Consider the following 18,108-nt stretch of genomic DNA (forward strand, 5'->3'; position numbering starts at 1 on the left):
CAAGCGGTTAATTTTTTAAGATATTTTGCAAAAAGGCTATTGTCTAGCATCGTTTGCTTGTTGGAGAAGCAGGCGACTTTCTTTTAGGAATTGTTCAGAATAGTGACCAAACCATTGGTGTACTTGATTGAATGCTTCAATAAAACCCGCACGGTTGCCCGTTTTAAAGAAGGTTAAGCTTTCTTCAAAAGTGGTTTTTAACGATTCAATTACAGCAAGATTTTCTGGTTTGTCTAAAATAATATCGGCATAAAGTTCACCATCTTGGGCGAATAGTCGTCCGATCATTGCTAACTCTAAGCGATAAATTGGTGAGGAAAGTGCTAAAAGTTGCGACAATTCCACAGGCTGTTGAGAAAGATGTAAGCCAAATGCAAAGGTAGAAAAGTGACGTAGCGCTTGGATATAAGTCATTGCATGATCGTGCACTGGGGCATCAATTTTTTCAATTTTAGCGCCCCACATCTGGATTTGATCGAGTAACCATTCATAACGTTCAGCAAAACGGCCATCACAACAAGCTACAACTTGTTTTGCCATACTGGTGATATCTGGCCCGAACATCGGATGCAAGCCCACTACAGCGCCTTTATGCACAGCTAACATTTTTTCTAATGGTGCACGCTTAATTGAGGTTAAATCGGCAAGTAACATATTTGGCGTAAGATAAGGCTGGAGTTGTTCAATTACGCTTAATGTATGAATAATCGGTACACAGACGATAACGACATCTGCACCGTTAAGAATGTCAGCGGCATTTTCCCAATCTGCTTGATCGAGTGATTCAACCTTATAGCCAGATTGTGTTAAAAAACGACCAAATAGCCCACCTAATTTTCCTTTTCCGCCCACGATGACTATTTTTTGAATGTCTGGATTAACCGTTTTAAAACCATGTTTGTTTTCATTCACATAAGATTCACGCATGATGCGACGCAAAATATCTTCAATTAGATTAGGGGGAACACCTTGCTTTTCTGCTTCAGTTCGACGAGCTTGAATCATTTCTGCTTCACGCATTGGCACATAAAGCGGAATGCCTTGGGTAGATTTTACATGACCAACTTCACTTACTAATGCAAGGCGTTTTGATAACAAAGTAATTAGTTGTTGATCAATTTCGTCAATTTGTTCTCGTAAGTGTGTTAATGGCATAGAGTTCCCTAAAAATTAAGCAGCGAGTGGTAAGGCACGAAGTTGGCTTGCAAATTCGCTTAATACTTCTTCTGATGTTGCCCAATCAATACACGCATCAGTAATTGACACGCCGTATTGCATTTTATCAACGGGTTGTTCAGAAGATTGATTACCGGCATGTAAGTGGCTTTCAATCATCAACCCGATAATTGAACGGTTGCCCGATAAAATCTGATCGAGCACATTGCGAGCAACTAACGGTTGGCGGCGATAATCTTTATTAGAATTGCCATGGCTGCAGTCCACCATAATTGCTTCAGGCAGACCAGCTTCCCGTAACGCTTTTTCACAGGCTTCGATGTATGGTTTTTCAAAGTTTGGCGTTTTACCACCACGCAAAATAATGTGCCCGTTCGGATTACCTTTAGATTTAAGCACGGTAACTTGGCCATTTTGGTTAATACCTAAAAAGCTATGGCTTTGTGAAGCGGCTTGAATCGCATGTAAAGCGACGTTCAAACTGCCATCAGTACTGTTTTTAAAGCCAACAGCCATTGATAAACCTGAAGCTAACTCGCGATGTGGTTGAGATTCAGTGGTTCGAGCACCAATTGCCGCCCAGCTAAAGAGATCCATTAAATATTGCGGCGTCATCGGATCAAGCGCTTCTGCAGCTAAAGGGATACCAATTTTAGCAATTTCTAAACAGAGTTGGCGGCTAATACGTAGACCTTTTTCAATATCGAAAGAACCATCAAGATTTGGATCGTTAATTAACCCTTTCCAGCCAATTGTTGTACGTGGCTTTTCAAAATAAACACGCATGACCAAAAAAAGTTTATCACTCACTTTATCGCTAAGTGCTTTAAGCTTACGTGCATATTCAATAGCAGCTTTGGGGTCGTGAATTGAACAAGGTCCAATGACAATCAGTTTACGATCATCTCTGCCATGAATAATGTCTGCAATTTCTTTGCGAAAACCGTCAATTTGTTCAGCAAGTTTAGCAGATAATGGTAATTCTGTTTTTAATTGTTCTGGCGTTAATAAAAGTGCTTCGTCACGAATATTGATGTTATTAGCTGCGAGTTTCATATCTTGTACTCATGTAATAGTGAAGTAGTGCAGCTAATTTACTCATTTATTTTTAAAATTGCAATCATTTTTTCTTTTACTTTTTTGCAATCAATGCGAGCCATCAAATTTTCGCCTTGTTTACTTTTGGCTTTAGTCGCCCAAGGAAGTTGTTGCCAAGGTTTTCCATAGTAATCAAGAATAGCTTGTTCATAGACCGAAATGACATTCTCTTGGTCTTGATAAGGCGCAGTACGCGCTGGGTTATGAATAGCATATAAGCCAATAACAGGCGTGCCTTGAATGCTGGCAATGTGTGCCGCACCTGTATCTGGCGATAGCACGAGATCTGCAAATTTTAGCAATGCAGCAAGTTGTTTGAGGCTTGTTTTCCCAACTAAATTTAGGCAACCTGGCGCTTGTTGAGCAATGGATTGGCAAATCTCAATTTCATGTTTGGCAGGAGAGCCAACTAAGATAACGTTAATCTGATGAGCCAATAACCAATTTGCAATTTCTGCATAACGTTCTGGTAGCCAATCTTTTTCTGCTTTGCTAGAGCAAGGTGAAATGACAACATTTTTTTGTGTTGTGGAAAGATGTTGTTGGGCAAAATGGATATCTTTCTCAGTAAGAGGAAGTTGCCATTGTGGCGTTAAATCTTTTACGCCAATTGCTTTTGCAAATTGCATTTGTCCATCTAATACGTGTACGGCATCGGTAATTTCAACTTTTTGATTGGTAAAAAGCCATTGCATTTCACGTGCGCGATCACGGTTAAAGCCAATTTTTTGCTTAGCTTTAATGCCTAAAGAAAGAATCGATGCGCGAAATGCCGTTTGCAAATTTAGTAGAAAATCAAACTGCTTGTTTTTGAGCATTTTCCATAATGCACACATTCCTTTGTAGCCAGATTTTTTATCAAATAGAATTAAAGTCACATTTGGCAAACCTGCCATGAGTTGTGCTTCTAGTTTACCGATAATCCAAGTGATATGGGCATCAGGATATTGACGTTGAATGGCTTGCACAACGGCAAGTGTATGACAAACATCGCCAATGGCAGAAAGACGGAGAATACAAATCTCAAGCGGTTGTTTTTTCATAAAAATTTGCAATTTTTGAATCAGGGTTTTGGATAAGCTTATTCTAACAAAAAACCCACGCCGAAACGTGGGTTGTAAAAGTGAGATATGAATTATTCTACTTTTAAGATACGGCAAGTATTAGTACCGCCTTCTTTTAATTCATCACCGTGTGTTAATAATACTAGGTCGCCGCTAACTAAGTAACCTTGTTCTTTTAACATCGCTAATCCTTTTTTCGCGCCATCAATGGTACGGCTTTCTTCATCGTAGAATACTGGTGTTACACCGCGGTAAAGCGCACAACGGTTTAATGCACGTTGGTTACGAGAAAGCGCATAAATTGGTAAGCCAGAGCTGATACGGCTCATTAGTTTTGCAGTTTCACCTGAGTGTGTTAATGCGATAATTGCAGAAACGCCTTCTAAGTGATTTGCTGTGTACATGGCAGACATTGCCGTTGCTTCATCAATTTCAGTGAATTTACCTTCCATACGGTGACGTGAAATGTTGATGCTTGGCATAGATTCTGCACCTAAGCATACTTCTGCCATTGATTTCACGGTTTCAATTGGGTAGTCACCGTTTGCCGTTTCACCTGAAAGCATTACCGCATCTGTACCGTCTAATACTGCGTTCGCAACGTCCATTACTTCTGCACGAGTTGGTAATGGTTTTTTGATCATTGATTCCATCATTTGTGTTGCAGTAATAACTACACGGTTTAATTTACGTGAGCGACGGATTAAACGTTTTTGTACGCCTACTAATGCTGCATCACCAATTTCCACACCTAAGTCACCACGTGCAACCATGATAACGTCTGCGCCTAAAATGATGTCATCCATTGCTTCTTCGGTTGCAACAGTTTCTGCACGTTCAACTTTTGCTACGATTTTCGCATCTAAACCAGCAGCTTGAGCCAATTCACGAGCATAGTTTAAGTCTGCGCTAGATTGTGGGAATGACACTGCTAAGTAGTCTACGCCAATTCGTGCAGCTAATTTAATGTCTTCTTTATCTTTATCTGTTAATGCTGGCGCAGATAAGCCACCACCTAATTTGTTGATCCCTTTGTTATTAGAAAGTGGACCACCAACAATAACTTCGGTATGGACTTTCACACCTTCTACAGATAATACTTTTAATTGTACGTTACCATCGTCCAATAACAGAATATCGCCTGGTACTACATCGTTTGGTAAATCTTTATAGTCTAGACCTACTGCGTCTTGGTGGCCTTCACCGCGTGGTAAATCTGCATCTAAAGTGAATTTATCCCCAATGTTTAAGAAGATTTTTCCGTCTTTAAAGGTTGAAACACGGATTTTAGGACCTTGTAAGTCACCTAAAAGCGCAACGGTTTTACCAAGTTTCGCTGCAATTTCACGTACTTTATTTGCACGTTCAATATGATCTTCTGGTACACCGTGAGAAAAGTTCATACGCACCATGTTAGCGCCTGCTGCAATAATACGCTCTAAGTTATTGTCGCGGTCTGTTGCTGGCCCTAAGGTAGTAACGATTTTGGTTCTTCTCAGTTTTCTAGACATGATTAACTCCGTAGTTTTGATGGATTTTGAAAATTTTTTCTAAGCGTCTTGCGACTTACTCAAACGAAGTGCATTATACGCCTAAATCGTTAGACTTTAAACCTTATACAGGAAATTAACTGATGAATATTTGGATTATGCGCCATGGTGAAGCGAGCTTTTCGGCAAGTTCAGACAGTGCGAGAACGCTTACCCCATTTGGCATTGAAATGGCAAAAAAACAAGGGCAGTGGTTAGGTAATCGGCTTAATCAGGCAAAAATTCAGCTAGATAAAATTTTAGTCAGTCCTTATTTGCGCACCCAACAAACGCTTGAAGCAGTTAAGCTGGGGCTACAAGCGGTCGGATTTTCGCAATCTTTTACCAATTTGGTTGAAACATGGGAAGAGATTACACCGGATGGTAATCAATCACTTGTAGTGGATTATTTAGATTTCTTGCGAGATGAAGGCGCAAAAAACGTGTTACTCATTTCGCATTTGCCTTTAGTGTTTGATTTGGTTTGTGCTTTAACACATGATCAGTCTCAGGTTCATTTCTATCCAGCTGTGATGGCTGAATTATGCTGGCAAGGCAAAATTGCGCGTTTAACTCACACAGAAATCCCGAGAAATTAGGCTAATTTTCAAAAAAGTTTAAAAAATTGTGAAATTGTCGAAAATTTAGACTTCCAAAATGCTTAAAAAATCGGTATTATGCGCAACCTTAACGCAAGCTGAGCTTGTGTATTGGGAAAGCAAGAAGTAGGGGATGCCTTACTTCTTTTTATTTGGGGCAATGTGAAGAGAGTCAGCCAATGCGTATTGGACAATATGAATTTAAAAACCGTATTTTCCTCGCGCCAATGGCGGGCATTACTGACCAGCCATTTCGCCGTTTGTGTCATCAACAAGGGGCAGGGTTGACTTTCTCAGAAATGATGTCCACAAATCCTGATGTCTGGCATACCGAAAAATCGAAGTTGCGCTTGGCGCATCATCATGAAATCGGATTAAATGCGGTTCAGATTGCAGGTTCTGATCCAACTGAAATGGCAGAAGCAGCTAAGGTAAATGTCGCATACGGCGCTCAAATGATTGATATCAATATGGGCTGTCCAGCAAAAAAGGTAAACAAAAAGATGGCAGGCTCTGCCTTATTACGTGAACCTGATTTGGTTGCTCGAATTTTATCGGCAGTTGTAAATGCTGTAGATGTGCCTGTCACACTAAAAATTAGAACAGGTTGGGATCAAGATAATCGAAATTGCTTAGAGATTGCTCAGATAGCTGAACAGTCGGGGGTCTCTGCATTGACCATTCATGGGCGAACACGAGCGTGTTTATTTGAAGGACAAGCAGAATATGACAGTATTAAAGCAGTCAAACAGGCGGTTTCGATTCCGATAATTGCAAATGGCGATATTACCTCTGCCGAAAAAGCGAAATTTGTGCTTGATTATACAGGTGCAGATGCCGTTATGGTTGGGCGAGGAAGTTATGGCTGCCCTTGGATATTTAAGGAAATCAGCGCATTTTTAGCGCACGGCACGCTTCCTATTATTTCATTGGAGGAAAAAAGCCAGCTGATGTTGAAGCATATTGAAGACCTACATCAATTCTATGGAGAAGAGAAAGGGTATCGAATTGCGCGTAAGCACGTTGGTTGGTATGTAGAAAGATTGATGCCGAATTCAACTTTTAAACGCACTTTCAATGCATTAGAAACAACTTATGAACAACTTAATGCGTTGGAAAATTTTGTAAAATCTCTTTAATAAAGTGGATAGAAAAATGATTGAACAACCAGTAAATAACCCATTAACGGTGACATTATTAAATGCACAAGGTCAACAAGTGGTAAAACCGCTTCGCGATAACGTAAAAGCCGCATTAAAAAACTATTTAGCACAATTAAACGGCGAAGACCCAACAGAATTATACGAATTAGTATTATCTGAAATTGAGCACCCAATGTTAGATATGGTAATGCAATATACTCGCGGCAACCAAACTCGCGCAGCAACCATGCTTGGTATTAACCGTGGTACTTTACGTAAAAAATTAAAAAAGTACGGTATGGGTTAATCTTAACGATTTAACCGAATGATTGAAGAACCTGTTATCAAAGTTGATAACAGGTTTTTTGCTATCTAGGCTTAATATTTGGAAAAGATAGTGAAAAAAAGACCGCTTGTATTATTGGCAGCAAAGCCTTTAGCCTAGTTGGTGGTTCGTTAATATTAGCCATTAAAGCGGTGCAAGTAGCGGTATCTAATAAATAAAAGTAAAGCCCGATGTAAAAAAATACATCGGGCTTTATTTATAGTTGGATTTCTAATTGCTGATAAGCGTGTTCGGCTTTTGCAAGCGCTTTTTCAGTGCTTTCATCACGGGCAAGAATAACCCCTAAACGGCGATGTCCGTTGACCTCTCCCTTACCGAATAAGCGTAAATTAACTCCAGCTTCAGATAATACTTTCTCTAGGTTCGCAAATCGAACATTATCTGATTTACCTTCCACTACAATCGCTTTTGAAGCAGCAGGGCTGATTTGATAAATTTCTGGAATCGGTAAACCTAAAATAGCGCGAGCATGCAAAGCAAATTGAGAGAGCTCTTGGGATGCCATCGTCACCATACCGGTATCGTGCGGACGAGGAGAAACTTCATTGAAGATGATGTCATCGCCACAAACAAAAAGCTCTACACCAAAAATGCCACGCCCGCCTAAAGCAGTGGTAATTTTCTCTGCAGTTTCTTGTGCACGTTTTTGAGCTAAGGCTGACATTGCTTGTGGTTGCCAAGATTCGCGATAATCACCGTTTTCTTGACGATGACCAATAGGGGCTAAGAAAGCGGTACCACCAACATGACGTACGGTTAATTGGGTAATTTCATAATCAAATTTAATGAAACCTTCGACAATAACTCGTCCACCGCCAGCTCGGCCACCTTCTTGTGCATATTGCCAAGCTTGTTCAATTTGCGCATCAGATTTGATAATTGATTGCCCATGCCCAGAAGAAGACATGATGGGTTTGACGACACAAGGAATGCCAATTTCTGCAATGGCTTGTTGGAAATCAGGAAAGTTGTCAACAAAACGATAAGGTGAGGTTTTTAACCCCAATTCTTCAGCCGCTAAACGGCGGATGCCTTCTCGATTCATGGTTAATTGGGTTGCTTTAGCCGTTGGAATTACGTTATAGCCAGCTTGCTCTAATTCGACAAGTGTAGCAGTCGCAATCGCTTCCACTTCTGGCACAATATAATCAGGCTTTTCTTGTTCAATAAGTTTTGCTAGTGCTTCGCCATCAAGCATTGAAATAGTGTAGGCGCGATGTGCAACTTGTTGAGCTGGTGCATTTTCATATCTGTCAACCGCAATCACTTCTACGCCTAAGCGTTGTAGCTCAATGACGACTTCTTTACCTAATTCACCTGAACCAAGCATCATTACTTTGGTTGCGCTTGGACGAAGTGGAGTACCTAATGTAGTCATAGAAAAATCCTCTAGTTATAAAAAGCAAACGTTTGCGTAATTATAGCGGATAATAAAAACAAGCGGTGTAATTTTGCAAAGTTTTTACAAAATCACACCGCTTGCTTGATGACTTTTACGCTTCTTTTTCCATTGCCCCTTTAATAGTGAGTTGAATCTCAACGGAAATTAAACTACGTAGCAATTCTTCAATTGGTTGAATTTTGGCAACGATAGCTTTGCCTTCTTCATCAAAATATTCTTGCACTTTGAGCGTATTACTAAAGGTTGAGAAGAGCGCTTTATCAAAGAATTCTGGCGCGTTAATTCCATGTAATACAGATAAGCGTTGTGCAATTGTGCGGCTTTCTTTTTCAAATTCACTACGTGAAATTTCAGGTTGGCTCATTAACAAGCTCAAGCCGATGTAATAACGTTGTAGCACTTCGCGTACGCCATTGCTATGAAGTTGTAATGTCCGTAATGCTGGTGGATTGATCTTAAATAGATCGCTTTCGCCTTTAATCACATGCTGACGTGCAAATTCTGCAAGAATCAATTCCACCTGATGACGAACTTCAGAAGGTTCAAAATGCAAGAAGAGTTCTGCTTTTAAGAACGGATAAACTTGTTGTACGCATTTAATGATTAAATCTTTTGAAACTGCTTCTAAATGTAAGATGATGCTCGCTACTAATGATGGCAATACAAATAAGTGTTGCACATTATTGCGGTAATAAGTCATTAGTACTGCGGCCTCTCTTTCAAGGCTAATCATTTCACCGAAGCTGTCTTTTTGTGTAATCACACCTGCACGCGGTAGAGCTAATACGTGATTAAGCATGGTTTCTGCATCATCATTTGGTATCGTAATATCATCTGAATACGGTACTGCCTTAACTAATTCTAGTACGCTGTTGATTTGTTCTAGTAATTGCTCACGGCTTAGTGCGCGTTGGCGAGAAGCTAATAAAATCGAGCCAATTAGGTTTTTAGCATTTAATGCAGCTGCTTTATTGATGTTAACCATCACTTCGTTTGCAACTTTATCTACTGCAGGGTTTAACCATTTTGGACGAGCTTCGTCAGCTTCTTGTTTCCAATCAGGGAAATGTTGGTTTAAATAGTTATTCAGCTGAATAGGTTCACCGAAATTCACATAACCTTGTCCCAGATTTTTCAGTTTTTTAATTACGCGGAGTACTAAACCTGCATTTTCTTTTTCTTTGGTTGCGCCACGTAATTCTTTTGCGTAAGTATCTACTTCCAATACATGTTCATAACCGATATAAACCGGCACAATACTGATTGGACGAGTTAAACCACGCTGAAGGGCTTGCAAGGTCATCGACATCATGCCAGTTTTTGGCTCAAGTAAACGCCCTGTACGAGAACGACCGCCTTCAATAAAGTATTCCACTGAATAGCCACGATAGAATAATTCCGCTAAATATTCGCGGAAAATGGTGGAATAAAGACGGTTTCCTTTAAATGTTCGGCGAATAAAAAATGCCCCCCAACTGCGGAAAAGTGGCCCTGCAGGGAAGAAGTTTAAGTTAATACCCGCAGCAATATGCGGTGGTACTAAACCTTGATGATATAAAATGTAAGAAAGAAGTAAGTAGTCCATGTGGCTACGGTGGCAAGGAACATAAACGATTTCATGCCCTTCTAACGCTAATTTACGCACACGTTCGCCATTTTGTACATTGATGCCTTGATATAGCTTGTTCCAAAGCCAGCTTAAAATGCGATCTGCAATACGTAAACTTTCATGGTTAACTTTAGCAGCGATCTCCTCAAGAATTTTTTCGGCTTCTTGTCGTGCTTTTTCAGGTGAGATTTTTTTATTTTCTGCTTCATCTGCAATTGCTTTTTTCAGCGCAGCTGAATCCAGTAATTTGTTAAACATGGCTTGACGATCAGGCAATTTTGGACCCATTGCTGAATAGCGTTGTTTAGCAAAATGGAGGCGAGCTACACGGAAGAGTTTTTTTGCCAGTTGGCTATCATTTCCATGTGTTTTAATCATCTCACCTAGCGAGACAGTTTGAGAGAAGCGGGTAAAATTATCACGCCCATACCAAAGTGTTGCCCAAATGCGTTGGAATACGCCTAAAAAGCGTAAATTCGGGGCTTTTTCTTTACCTGGCGCGCGTCCCCAAAGAACAGAAACTGGGAGTAATTGCACATCCATTTCGGCATGCTGTTTATGTAAATTTAAATAGTCCTGTACGGTTTTTAGGGTTTCTTCTTTTACCCCTTTTGATTTAAAAAAACGGCGACTTTCATCTAAGAATACAAAGCGCGGTAAGACTTGCCCATGTAGCTGATTAGGTTCTAGTGGATCAGGTAACCCTAATGCTTTGCAATTTTTCTGTAAAATAAGTAAGTCGGTTTGAGAAGTATAAGGTAGAACATAGAGTAAAGGCTGAGTTAAATCGAGGTTTAACTCACTAATTGGATCGGTTGGAATAGACCGAGATTTAATCAATAAAGAAAGCGGAATATTTAAAAGCTGACGGTAAAAATTTAACAGGCTAGACATTATTTTTTCCTTTGTTATTTTTTATTTTCTGCCAATTTATAAAAGGGCAGTTTAGCATAATTTTTCAAAAAAATGCGTTACAAATTTAATTATACTGTATATAATGTCAAAAATTCTGTATAAAACCTCAGGAGAAATAACGTGGCTCGTAAACATCTTACCGCTCGTCAGCAAGAAATTTTTGATTTTGTGAAAAACCATATTAGTACTACCGGCATGCCTCCAACACGTGTTGAGATTGCCCGTGAAATTGGTTTTAAATCTCCAAATGCCGCAGAAGAGCATTTAAAAGCACTTGCACGTAAAGGTTATATCGAAATGCTTTCTGGCACATCGCGTGGGATTCGAATTTTAGTTAACGATGAAGATGAAGCTGCTAATGATGACGGCTTACCGTTAATTGGTAAAGTGGCTGCAGGCAGCCCAATTGAAGCTATTGAGCATATTGAATGTCATTATCCTGTAAATGGTGCAATGTTCAACCCAAGTGCAGACTATTTACTAAAAGTCAATGGAAATTCCATGGAGAATATCGGCATTTTAGATGGCGATTTATTAGCTGTGCACAAAACGAATTATGCTAAAAATGGGCAGGTTGTGGTTGCTCGTGTAGAAGATGAAGTCACAGTAAAACGTTTAGAGAAAAAAGGCGATTTAATCTACTTACATCCTGAAAATGATGAACTTGAAGCAATTATTGTTGATCCGCGTGTAGAATACATTGAAATTGAAGGCATTGCCGTTGGTGTTATTCGTAGCAATGCGTGGATGTAATTAGCTTATTATTCATTTATGGTGCAGTTAGCCACATATTCTCATACAGAAGCTGAATTATTGGAAAAAGCACAATGGCTTGCTGGTTTTACGCTAGGCGATATTGCTGCTTTTCTCCAAATGCCAGTGCCACCAGATTTAAAGCGAAATAAAGGCTGGGTTGGTCAATTAATTGAAGTAGCATTAGGGGCTAAAGCTGGAAGCAAGCCTGAGCAAGATTTTGCGCATTTAGGTATTGAACTGAAAACTATTCCAATAAATGCACAAGGCGAACCGCTTGAAACCACCTTTGTTAGCCTTGCACCATTAGTGCTTAATCATGGTGTAACATGGCAAACTTCACATGTAAGACATAAATTACAGCGGGTGTTATGGATACCAGTTGAAGGCAGCCGCGATATTCCGTTAGCGCAAAGGCATATTGGCCAACCAATTTTGTGGCAGCCGAATCGCGAACAATCCCGTCAATTACAACAAGATTGGGAAGAGTTAATGGAGCTTATTGCTTTTGGACGCTTTTCAGAAATTGATGCAAGACATGGCGAAGTGCTACAGTTGCGCCCAAAAGGAAAAAATAGTCAAGTTTTAACCGATGCTGTAAATCAGCATGGTGAACCCATTCAAACATTGCCTTTAGGATTCTATTTACGAAAGTCTTTTACGCGAGAAATTTTACAGAACTTTTTACGGGAAAGACTTTAATTTTTGTCCGCCGATCGTTATGATTACGACCTTTCAAGTTGGTGTAAAACCAGCCTTATTTTTATTATTAAAAGGTTAAATTATGTTTGAATGGATAGCCAATCCAGAAGCGTGGATTGCGCTTTTTACCCTAACCGCACTAGAGATTGTGTTAGGGATTGATAATATTATCTTGATCAGTATTTTAGTTTCCCGATTACCACAAAATCGTCGCCAATCTGCTCGTATTGTTGGGTTAATGTTGGCTATGATTATGCGAGTGTTACTGCTTCTTTCTCTTTCATGGATGATGCACTTAGTTGACCCACTTTTTTTCATCGGGGAAAAAGGGATTTCAGGGCGCGATTTAATTTTGATTATCGGAGGCTTTTTCCTAATTGTAAAAAGTGCGATGGAATTAAAAGAATCAGTGAGTGCAGAAGAGCATCATGAATCTCGCGAATCAGCGAAAAAAGCGAGCTATTTGATGATCTTAATTCAAATTGCATTGATGGATATTATCTTCTCGCTTGATTCCGTGATTACCGCAGTAGCTATGGCGGACAATCTTCCTGTGATGATTTTAGCGATCATAATTGCGGTACTTGTGATGATGTTAGCGGCAAAACCAATCGGTTTCTTTGTTGATCATAATCCAACGATTAAAAATTTAGCGTTAGCCTTCTTAGTTTTAGTTGGAGTTTCACTTGTTGCAGAAGGATTTAATATTCACATTCCAAAATCAGCAATTTATACGGCAATGGGCTTTTCTGTGGTCGTTGAGTTGCTGAATATTAGAATGCGTCGCAACCAAGTAAAGCATTTGCAAGAAAAAAACACTGCAAACTAATTAGACGCCCTTCAATTTTGGAGGGCTTTTTTCTAGGAAAAAATATGTTATTGATTGATATTCAAGGCAAAGAATTAACCCAAGAAGAGGTGGAGATTTTATCTCATCCGCTAGTTTCGGGGTTAATTCTTTTTAGCCGTAATTTTTTTGATAAAGCCCAAATTCAAGCGCTCATTCAAGATATTCGTCAACGTGTGAAAAAGCCATTACTGATTACAATTGACCAAGAAGGCGGTCGAGTTCAACGTTTTCGTGAAGGATTTACACAGCTACCAGCAATGCAATCATTTGCCACGTTAGCTGAAAATGCGGCAGAAGCACAGGCTATCGCTAAAGAAGCGGGTTGGTTAATGGCGGCTGAAATGTTTGCTTTAGACATTGATTTAAGTTTTGCGCCTGTATTGGATTTAGGTCATCAATGTAAAGCAATTGGCGATCGTGCTTTTTCGCAAAATGTGTCAGAAATGTTACCGCTTGCAGAAGCTTTTATTGATGGCATGCTAGAAATGGGCATGGCAACCACAGGTAAACATTTCCCTGGTCATGGGCATGTGCTTGCGGATTCTCACTTAGAAACCCCGTTTGATGATCGCCCAAAATCTGCGATTTTTGAGCAAGATATTCAACCTTTTAAACAATTAATTGCTAAAAATAAACTGTCAGCCATTATGCCGGCACATGTGGTTTACACGCAATGTGATAGTCAACCGGCTAGCGGTTCTACTTATTGGCTTAAAACAATATTGCGAGAACAATTAGGGTTTAATGGGGTAATTTTTTCTGATGATTTAGGCATGAAAGGCGCGGGTTTTATGGGCGACTTTGTTGCGCGTAGTGAACAAGCGATTCAGGCTGGTTGTGATTTGCTTTTACTTTGCAATGAACCACAAGGTGTAGTGCAAGTATTAGATGGGTTGAAATATCAGCCTACAAAAGCGCAAACTGAGCGTCATTTAAGTTTAATGAAACGTAAAAACATAGATTGGCGTACTTTAGAAAGCTTAAGCCGTTACCGAGAGGCAAGCAATCAGTTATCGGCATGGCAAGGGAAATGGTTAGATTGGAAAGCACAACAGAACGCATGAAATTAAACTGTCATCATTATAGTTCGGGCAATTGCCGTTCATGCCAATGGCTAGAAAAGCCTTATGCTGAGCAGCTTACAGAGAAAGAAGCCGAACTCAAGCGGTTAATTTTGCCGTTTACTTTGCAAAATACGCAGATTTTACCCTCGGTATCTTCTGCGTTGGTGCAATTTCGCAATAAAGCCAAAATGGTGGTCAGTGGCAGTGTTGAACGCCCTATTCTTGGTTTATTAAAAGATAATCAGGATCCTACTAGTGGCGTAGATTTAACGGATTGCCCACTTTATCCGAATGAATTTAGGACAATTTTCCCTATTCTTAAAGATTTTATTGCGCGGGCAGGGCTTGTGCCATATAACATTGCCAAGAAAAAAGGCGAGCTAAAATATATTTTGCTGACTCAAAGTCGCTATAACCAGTCAGTCATGCTGCGCTTTGTGTTAAGAAGTGAGCAAAAACGACCGCTTGTTGAGCGAGAGTTGCCTAATTTATTAGCCAAATTACCGAAAAATTCCGTAGTGAGTTTAAATATTCAACCACAGCATGCAGCTGTGTTGGAGGGCGAAACGGAGATTTTCTTAACTGAAACACATACGATTGAAGAGCATTTTAATGGTGTGCCACTTTTTATTCGCCCCCAAGGTTTCTTTCAAACCAATCCACAGGTTGCAGAAAAGCTTTATCAAACCGCACAAGATTGGGTAGCGAATTTACCGATTGAACATCTTTGGGATCTTTTCTGTGGCGTAGGCGGTTTGGGGCTGCATTGTGCTAAAGCTTTACAAGCACGTAATCCTAACGTTGCGTTAACGGGAATTGAGATTTCGCCTTCTGCCATTGCAAGTGCAACAAAATCAGCACAACAATTAGGAATGAAACAAGTCCGTTTTGATGCACTAGATTCTGCTCGGTTTGCGTTAAACCAAAGTGGCAAAGTTGCAGATTTAGTGATTGTAAATCCACCAAGACGTGGTATTGGTAAGCCACTGGCGGAATTTCTTAACGATTGCGGTGCCGATTACCTGATTTATTCTAGTTGTAATGCGCAAACGATGGCGCAAGATTTCGTCTCACTGACCAATTACCAGTTAGAAAAAGTGCAACTTTTCGATATGTTTGCTCATAGTGCACATTATGAAGTTCTGACTTTTCTAGTGAATAGATCAAAAAAACAAGCATAAATACCTCTCAAGCGGTATAAAATTTACCAAGATTTGCAAATTCTGCTATAATCCCAACAGTTTACTTAATAGTAGGAATTTTCTGTCGGATTTTACGAGTAAAAGCGTATTTTTTGAGGACAAAAAAAGAAATTTTCTTTACTATATACCGTATTCTTTTTTTATTAAATCTCAATTAGAGGATATCAACAATGGCTAAAATTGTTAAAGTAATCGGTCGTGAAATCATCGACTCTCGTGGTAACCCTACCGTTGAAGCTGAAGTTCACTTAGAAGGTGGCTTTGTTGGTTTAGCTGCTGCGCCATCAGGTGCATCAACGGGTTCTCGTGAAGCGTTAGAATTACGTGATGGTGACAAATCTCGTTTCTTAGGCAAGGGCGTATTAAAAGCTGTTTCTGCGGTAAATAACGAAATTGCAAACGCTATCGTTGGTAAAGATGGTTCTGCACAAGCTGAAATCGACCAAATCATGATCGATTTAGATGGTACAGAAAACAAATCTAAATTTGGTGCGAACGCAATTTTAGCAGTATCTTTAGCAACTGCTAAAGCTGCAGCAGCTTCTAAAGGTTTACCGCTTTATGCTTACATTGCAGAACTTAACGGTACACCGGGCGTTTACTCTATGCCATTACCAATGATGAACATCATCAATGGTGGTGAACACGCAGACAACAACGTTGATATTCAAGAGTTCATGATTCAACCGGTTGGTGCGAAAACATTACGCGAAGCATTACGTATCGGTGCTGAAGTATTCCACAACCTTGCAAAAGTATTAAAAGGTAAAGGTTTAAATACTGCAGTGGGTGATGAAGGTGGTTTTGCGCCAAACCTTGCATCTAACGCAGATGCTTTAGCATGTATTAAAGAAGCAGTTGAAAAAGCAGGTTATGTTTTAGGTAAAGATGTCACTTTAGCGATGGACTGCGCATCTTCTGAGTTCTACAACAAAGAAACTGGTAACTATGAGTTAAAAGGCGAAGGTAAAACTTTCACTTCTCAAGAGTTCACTCACTATCTTGAAGGTTTAACAAAAGAATACCCAATCGTATCTATCGAAGATGGTCAAGATGAATCTGACTGGGAAGGTTTCGCATACCAAACTAAAGTGTTAGGCGATAAAATCCAATTAGTAGGTGATGACTTATTCGTAACTAATACCAAAATCTTAAAAGAAGGTATCGAAAAAGGTATCGCAAACTCTATCTTAATCAAATTCAACCAAATTGGTTCATTAACTGAAACTTTAGCAGCAATTAAAATGGCTAAAGATGCAGGTTACACAGCAGTAATCTCACACCGTTCAGGTGAAACTGAAGATGCAACTATTGCAGATTTAGCGGTAGGTACTGCAGCAGGTCAAATCAAAACTGGTTCAATGAGCCGTTCAGACCGTGTAGCAAAATACAACCAGTTAATCCGTATTGAAGAAGCATTAGAGCGTGCAGGTACACCAGCACCATTTAATGGCTTAAAAGAAGTTAAAGGTCAAGCGTAATTTACTTTTGTAAATTAGATTAGATAAAACTGCAGCAGAAATGTTGCAGTTTTTTTTCCTAAAATTTATCTCAACGTTTCTAAAAAATAAATAAACGCCCGTTTTTGTTCAATGGACAAATTATCCCATTTTTGATTCAGCTCTAATTCTTTTAAATCCCCTGCAATTAATTCTTCAGGAATGCAATCTTGAAAAAACCAGTTGATCGGTGTTTTAAAAAAGATGGCAATATCAATCAGATGATTTACATTAATTTTACTCGCGCCTCGTTCATAACGAGAAAGTTGTTGCTGAGATAAATTGATGCTTTCCGACAATTTTTCTGCCGAATAACCAAATTCTTTCCTTTTTTGCTGAATGCGTTGCCCAATTAACTTGTCTGTTGCTGCTGCCAATAGCTGTGCCATTTTTCGTCTTTACTTAAATACTTATTTATTCACATTTTGTCGATTTTTAAGCTTGAAAACAGCGCAATAGATAAGTAGAATTAAATCAACTTACTCATCTATTAACAATAAGTAAGCAAAAACTTGTTTTTTTACTCATCATAAGGATCTGAAAATGAAAAAATTACTTCTTTCTGCAATTTTAGTTGGATTTTTAACTGCTTGTAGTGGTGGTGGCGGTGGTAGTGGTAGTGGAACCGCAACGACACCTGATAATACTAAAGTGGATTTAGATAACAGTGCTAAAGGCGATATTGGTGCAAAAACCACGGACGGCGAATTATATGGTCAAAATAGTAACGATTCTTTCTACGGCATTTGGATCAACGATGCGAAGACGGTGAAAGAAGTGCGTTACCAAGGAACAGCCGCAACTAATTTACCAAGCGGCACAGCGACTTATTTAGGTGATGCTTACTGGGTAAATGGCACAACAGGGCAGCCAAGTAAGGGCGGTAAAACCAGATTAAATGTGGATTTCGACAAAAAAACGGTAGATGGAAAAGTTGAATTTTCATTGCTTTCAGATGGTCGAGCACAAGATATTACGTTACACCAAACGCAGTTAAACGGTACAAAATTTAGCGGTCGTGCGAGTACCTTGTTACAAGAAGGGACATATCAAGGTGGCTTATTTGGCAATGGCGCAAAAGAAGCGGCTGGTATTGCAACCTTTGAAGGCAATCACAGCTATGACACCTCATTTGGCGGTATTCGTTACTAATTTCAT

At 39.6% G+C, this 18,108-nt stretch carries 17 protein-coding genes; 10 read left to right on the forward strand and 7 right to left on the reverse strand.

Annotated elements, in window-relative coordinates; all coding sequences use genetic code 11:
• Positions 1-36 precede the first annotated feature (36 nt).
• From tyrA to pyk, 4 genes are all read right to left on the reverse strand, one after another.
• Positions 37-1,155, reverse strand: coding sequence for a bifunctional chorismate mutase/prephenate dehydrogenase (tyrA, locus tag HSP_RS0107050; RefSeq protein ID WP_007525075.1), 1,119 nt, complete (start codon positions 1,153-1,155; stop codon positions 37-39).
• Between the two features lie 15 nt (positions 1,156-1,170).
• Positions 1,171-2,232, reverse strand: coding sequence for a 3-deoxy-7-phosphoheptulonate synthase (locus tag HSP_RS0107055; RefSeq protein WP_007524581.1), 1,062 nt, complete (start codon positions 2,230-2,232; stop codon positions 1,171-1,173).
• A 38-nt stretch (positions 2,233-2,270) separates the two neighbouring features.
• A complete protein-coding gene (locus tag HSP_RS0107060) occupies positions 2,271-3,317 on the reverse strand; it encodes a glycosyltransferase family 9 protein (protein ID WP_007524865.1) in 1,047 nt (348 codons plus the stop codon).
• Between the two features lie 92 nt (positions 3,318-3,409).
• Positions 3,410-4,849, reverse strand: a complete 1,440-nt coding sequence (gene pyk, locus HSP_RS0107065; RefSeq protein WP_007525085.1) for a pyruvate kinase — start codon at positions 4,847-4,849, stop codon at positions 3,410-3,412.
• Positions 4,850-4,971: 122 nt separating this feature from the next.
• On the opposite strand from pyk, the gene sixA reads away from it, so the two are divergent.
• From sixA to fis, 3 genes are all read left to right on the forward strand, one after another.
• The gene (gene sixA, locus HSP_RS0107070; RefSeq protein WP_007524238.1) at positions 4,972-5,466 is read left to right on the forward strand and encodes a phosphohistidine phosphatase SixA; all 495 of its coding nucleotides are present in this window, start codon (positions 4,972-4,974) and stop codon (positions 5,464-5,466) included.
• Between the two features lie 179 nt (positions 5,467-5,645).
• Complete coding sequence (gene dusB, locus HSP_RS0107075) at positions 5,646-6,605, forward strand: tRNA dihydrouridine synthase DusB (RefSeq protein ID WP_007525550.1); 960 nt, start codon at positions 5,646-5,648, stop codon at positions 6,603-6,605.
• 16 nt (positions 6,606-6,621) lie between these two features.
• Positions 6,622-6,915 (forward strand): DNA-binding transcriptional regulator Fis, encoded by a 294-nt coding sequence (fis, locus tag HSP_RS0107080; RefSeq protein ID WP_007524186.1) that lies wholly within the window; start codon positions 6,622-6,624, stop codon positions 6,913-6,915.
• Positions 6,916-7,150: 235 nt separating this feature from the next.
• Here fis and purT read toward each other — a convergent pair whose 3' ends face one another.
• Both purT and plsB read right to left on the reverse strand, forming a co-directional pair.
• Positions 7,151-8,332, reverse strand: a complete 1,182-nt coding sequence (gene purT, locus HSP_RS0107085) for a formate-dependent phosphoribosylglycinamide formyltransferase (protein WP_007524380.1) — start codon at positions 8,330-8,332, stop codon at positions 7,151-7,153.
• Positions 8,333-8,447: 115 nt separating this feature from the next.
• A complete protein-coding gene (gene plsB, locus HSP_RS0107090; protein WP_007524415.1) occupies positions 8,448-10,859 on the reverse strand; it encodes a glycerol-3-phosphate 1-O-acyltransferase PlsB in 2,412 nt (803 codons plus the stop codon).
• Positions 10,860-11,000: 141 nt separating this feature from the next.
• Between plsB and lexA the strand changes: the two genes are divergently transcribed.
• The 6 genes from lexA to eno all read left to right on the forward strand — a co-directional run bounded on the left by lexA (position 11,001) and on the right by eno (position 16,932).
• The gene (lexA, locus tag HSP_RS0107095) at positions 11,001-11,633 is read left to right on the forward strand and encodes a transcriptional repressor LexA (RefSeq protein WP_007524646.1); all 633 of its coding nucleotides are present in this window, start codon (positions 11,001-11,003) and stop codon (positions 11,631-11,633) included.
• Between the two features lie 21 nt (positions 11,634-11,654).
• Positions 11,655-12,335 carry a DNA mismatch repair endonuclease MutH gene (mutH, locus tag HSP_RS0107100; protein ID WP_029495294.1) on the forward strand — a complete coding sequence of 227 codons (681 nt, stop codon included), beginning with the start codon at positions 11,655-11,657 and terminating at the stop codon, positions 12,333-12,335.
• Positions 12,336-12,417: 82 nt separating this feature from the next.
• Positions 12,418-13,164, forward strand: coding sequence for a TerC family protein (locus HSP_RS0107105; RefSeq protein ID WP_007524112.1), 747 nt, complete (start codon positions 12,418-12,420; stop codon positions 13,162-13,164).
• 44 nt (positions 13,165-13,208) lie between these two features.
• Complete coding sequence (gene nagZ, locus HSP_RS0107110; protein ID WP_007524183.1) at positions 13,209-14,249, forward strand: beta-N-acetylhexosaminidase; 1,041 nt, start codon at positions 13,209-13,211, stop codon at positions 14,247-14,249.
• A complete protein-coding gene (rlmC, locus tag HSP_RS0107115) occupies positions 14,246-15,430 on the forward strand; it encodes a 23S rRNA (uracil(747)-C(5))-methyltransferase RlmC (protein ID WP_029495296.1) in 1,185 nt (394 codons plus the stop codon). The genes nagZ and rlmC overlap by 4 nt, the downstream gene beginning before the upstream one ends.
• Positions 15,431-15,621: 191 nt before the next feature.
• Positions 15,622-16,932 (forward strand): phosphopyruvate hydratase, encoded by a 1,311-nt coding sequence (gene eno / locus HSP_RS0107120; RefSeq protein ID WP_007525460.1) that lies wholly within the window; start codon positions 15,622-15,624, stop codon positions 16,930-16,932.
• Positions 16,933-16,997: 65 nt separating this feature from the next.
• On the opposite strand, the gene HSP_RS0107125 is transcribed toward eno, so the two are convergent.
• On the reverse strand, positions 16,998-17,339 hold the full coding sequence (locus tag HSP_RS0107125; protein WP_007525077.1) for a helix-turn-helix domain-containing protein: 342 nt from the start codon (positions 17,337-17,339) through the stop codon (positions 16,998-17,000).
• A gap of 154 nt (positions 17,340-17,493) precedes the next feature.
• Here HSP_RS0107125 and HSP_RS0107130 point away from each other — a divergent pair, with 154 nt between their 5' ends.
• Positions 17,494-18,102, forward strand: a complete 609-nt coding sequence (locus HSP_RS0107130; RefSeq protein WP_007524528.1) for a transferrin-binding protein-like solute binding protein — start codon at positions 17,494-17,496, stop codon at positions 18,100-18,102.
• The last annotated feature ends 6 nt before the right edge of the window (positions 18,103-18,108 follow it).

Source organism: Haemophilus sputorum CCUG 13788 (assembly GCF_000238795.1).
GTDB classification, from domain to species: Bacteria; Pseudomonadota; Gammaproteobacteria; order Enterobacterales; family Pasteurellaceae; genus Haemophilus_A; species Haemophilus_A sputorum.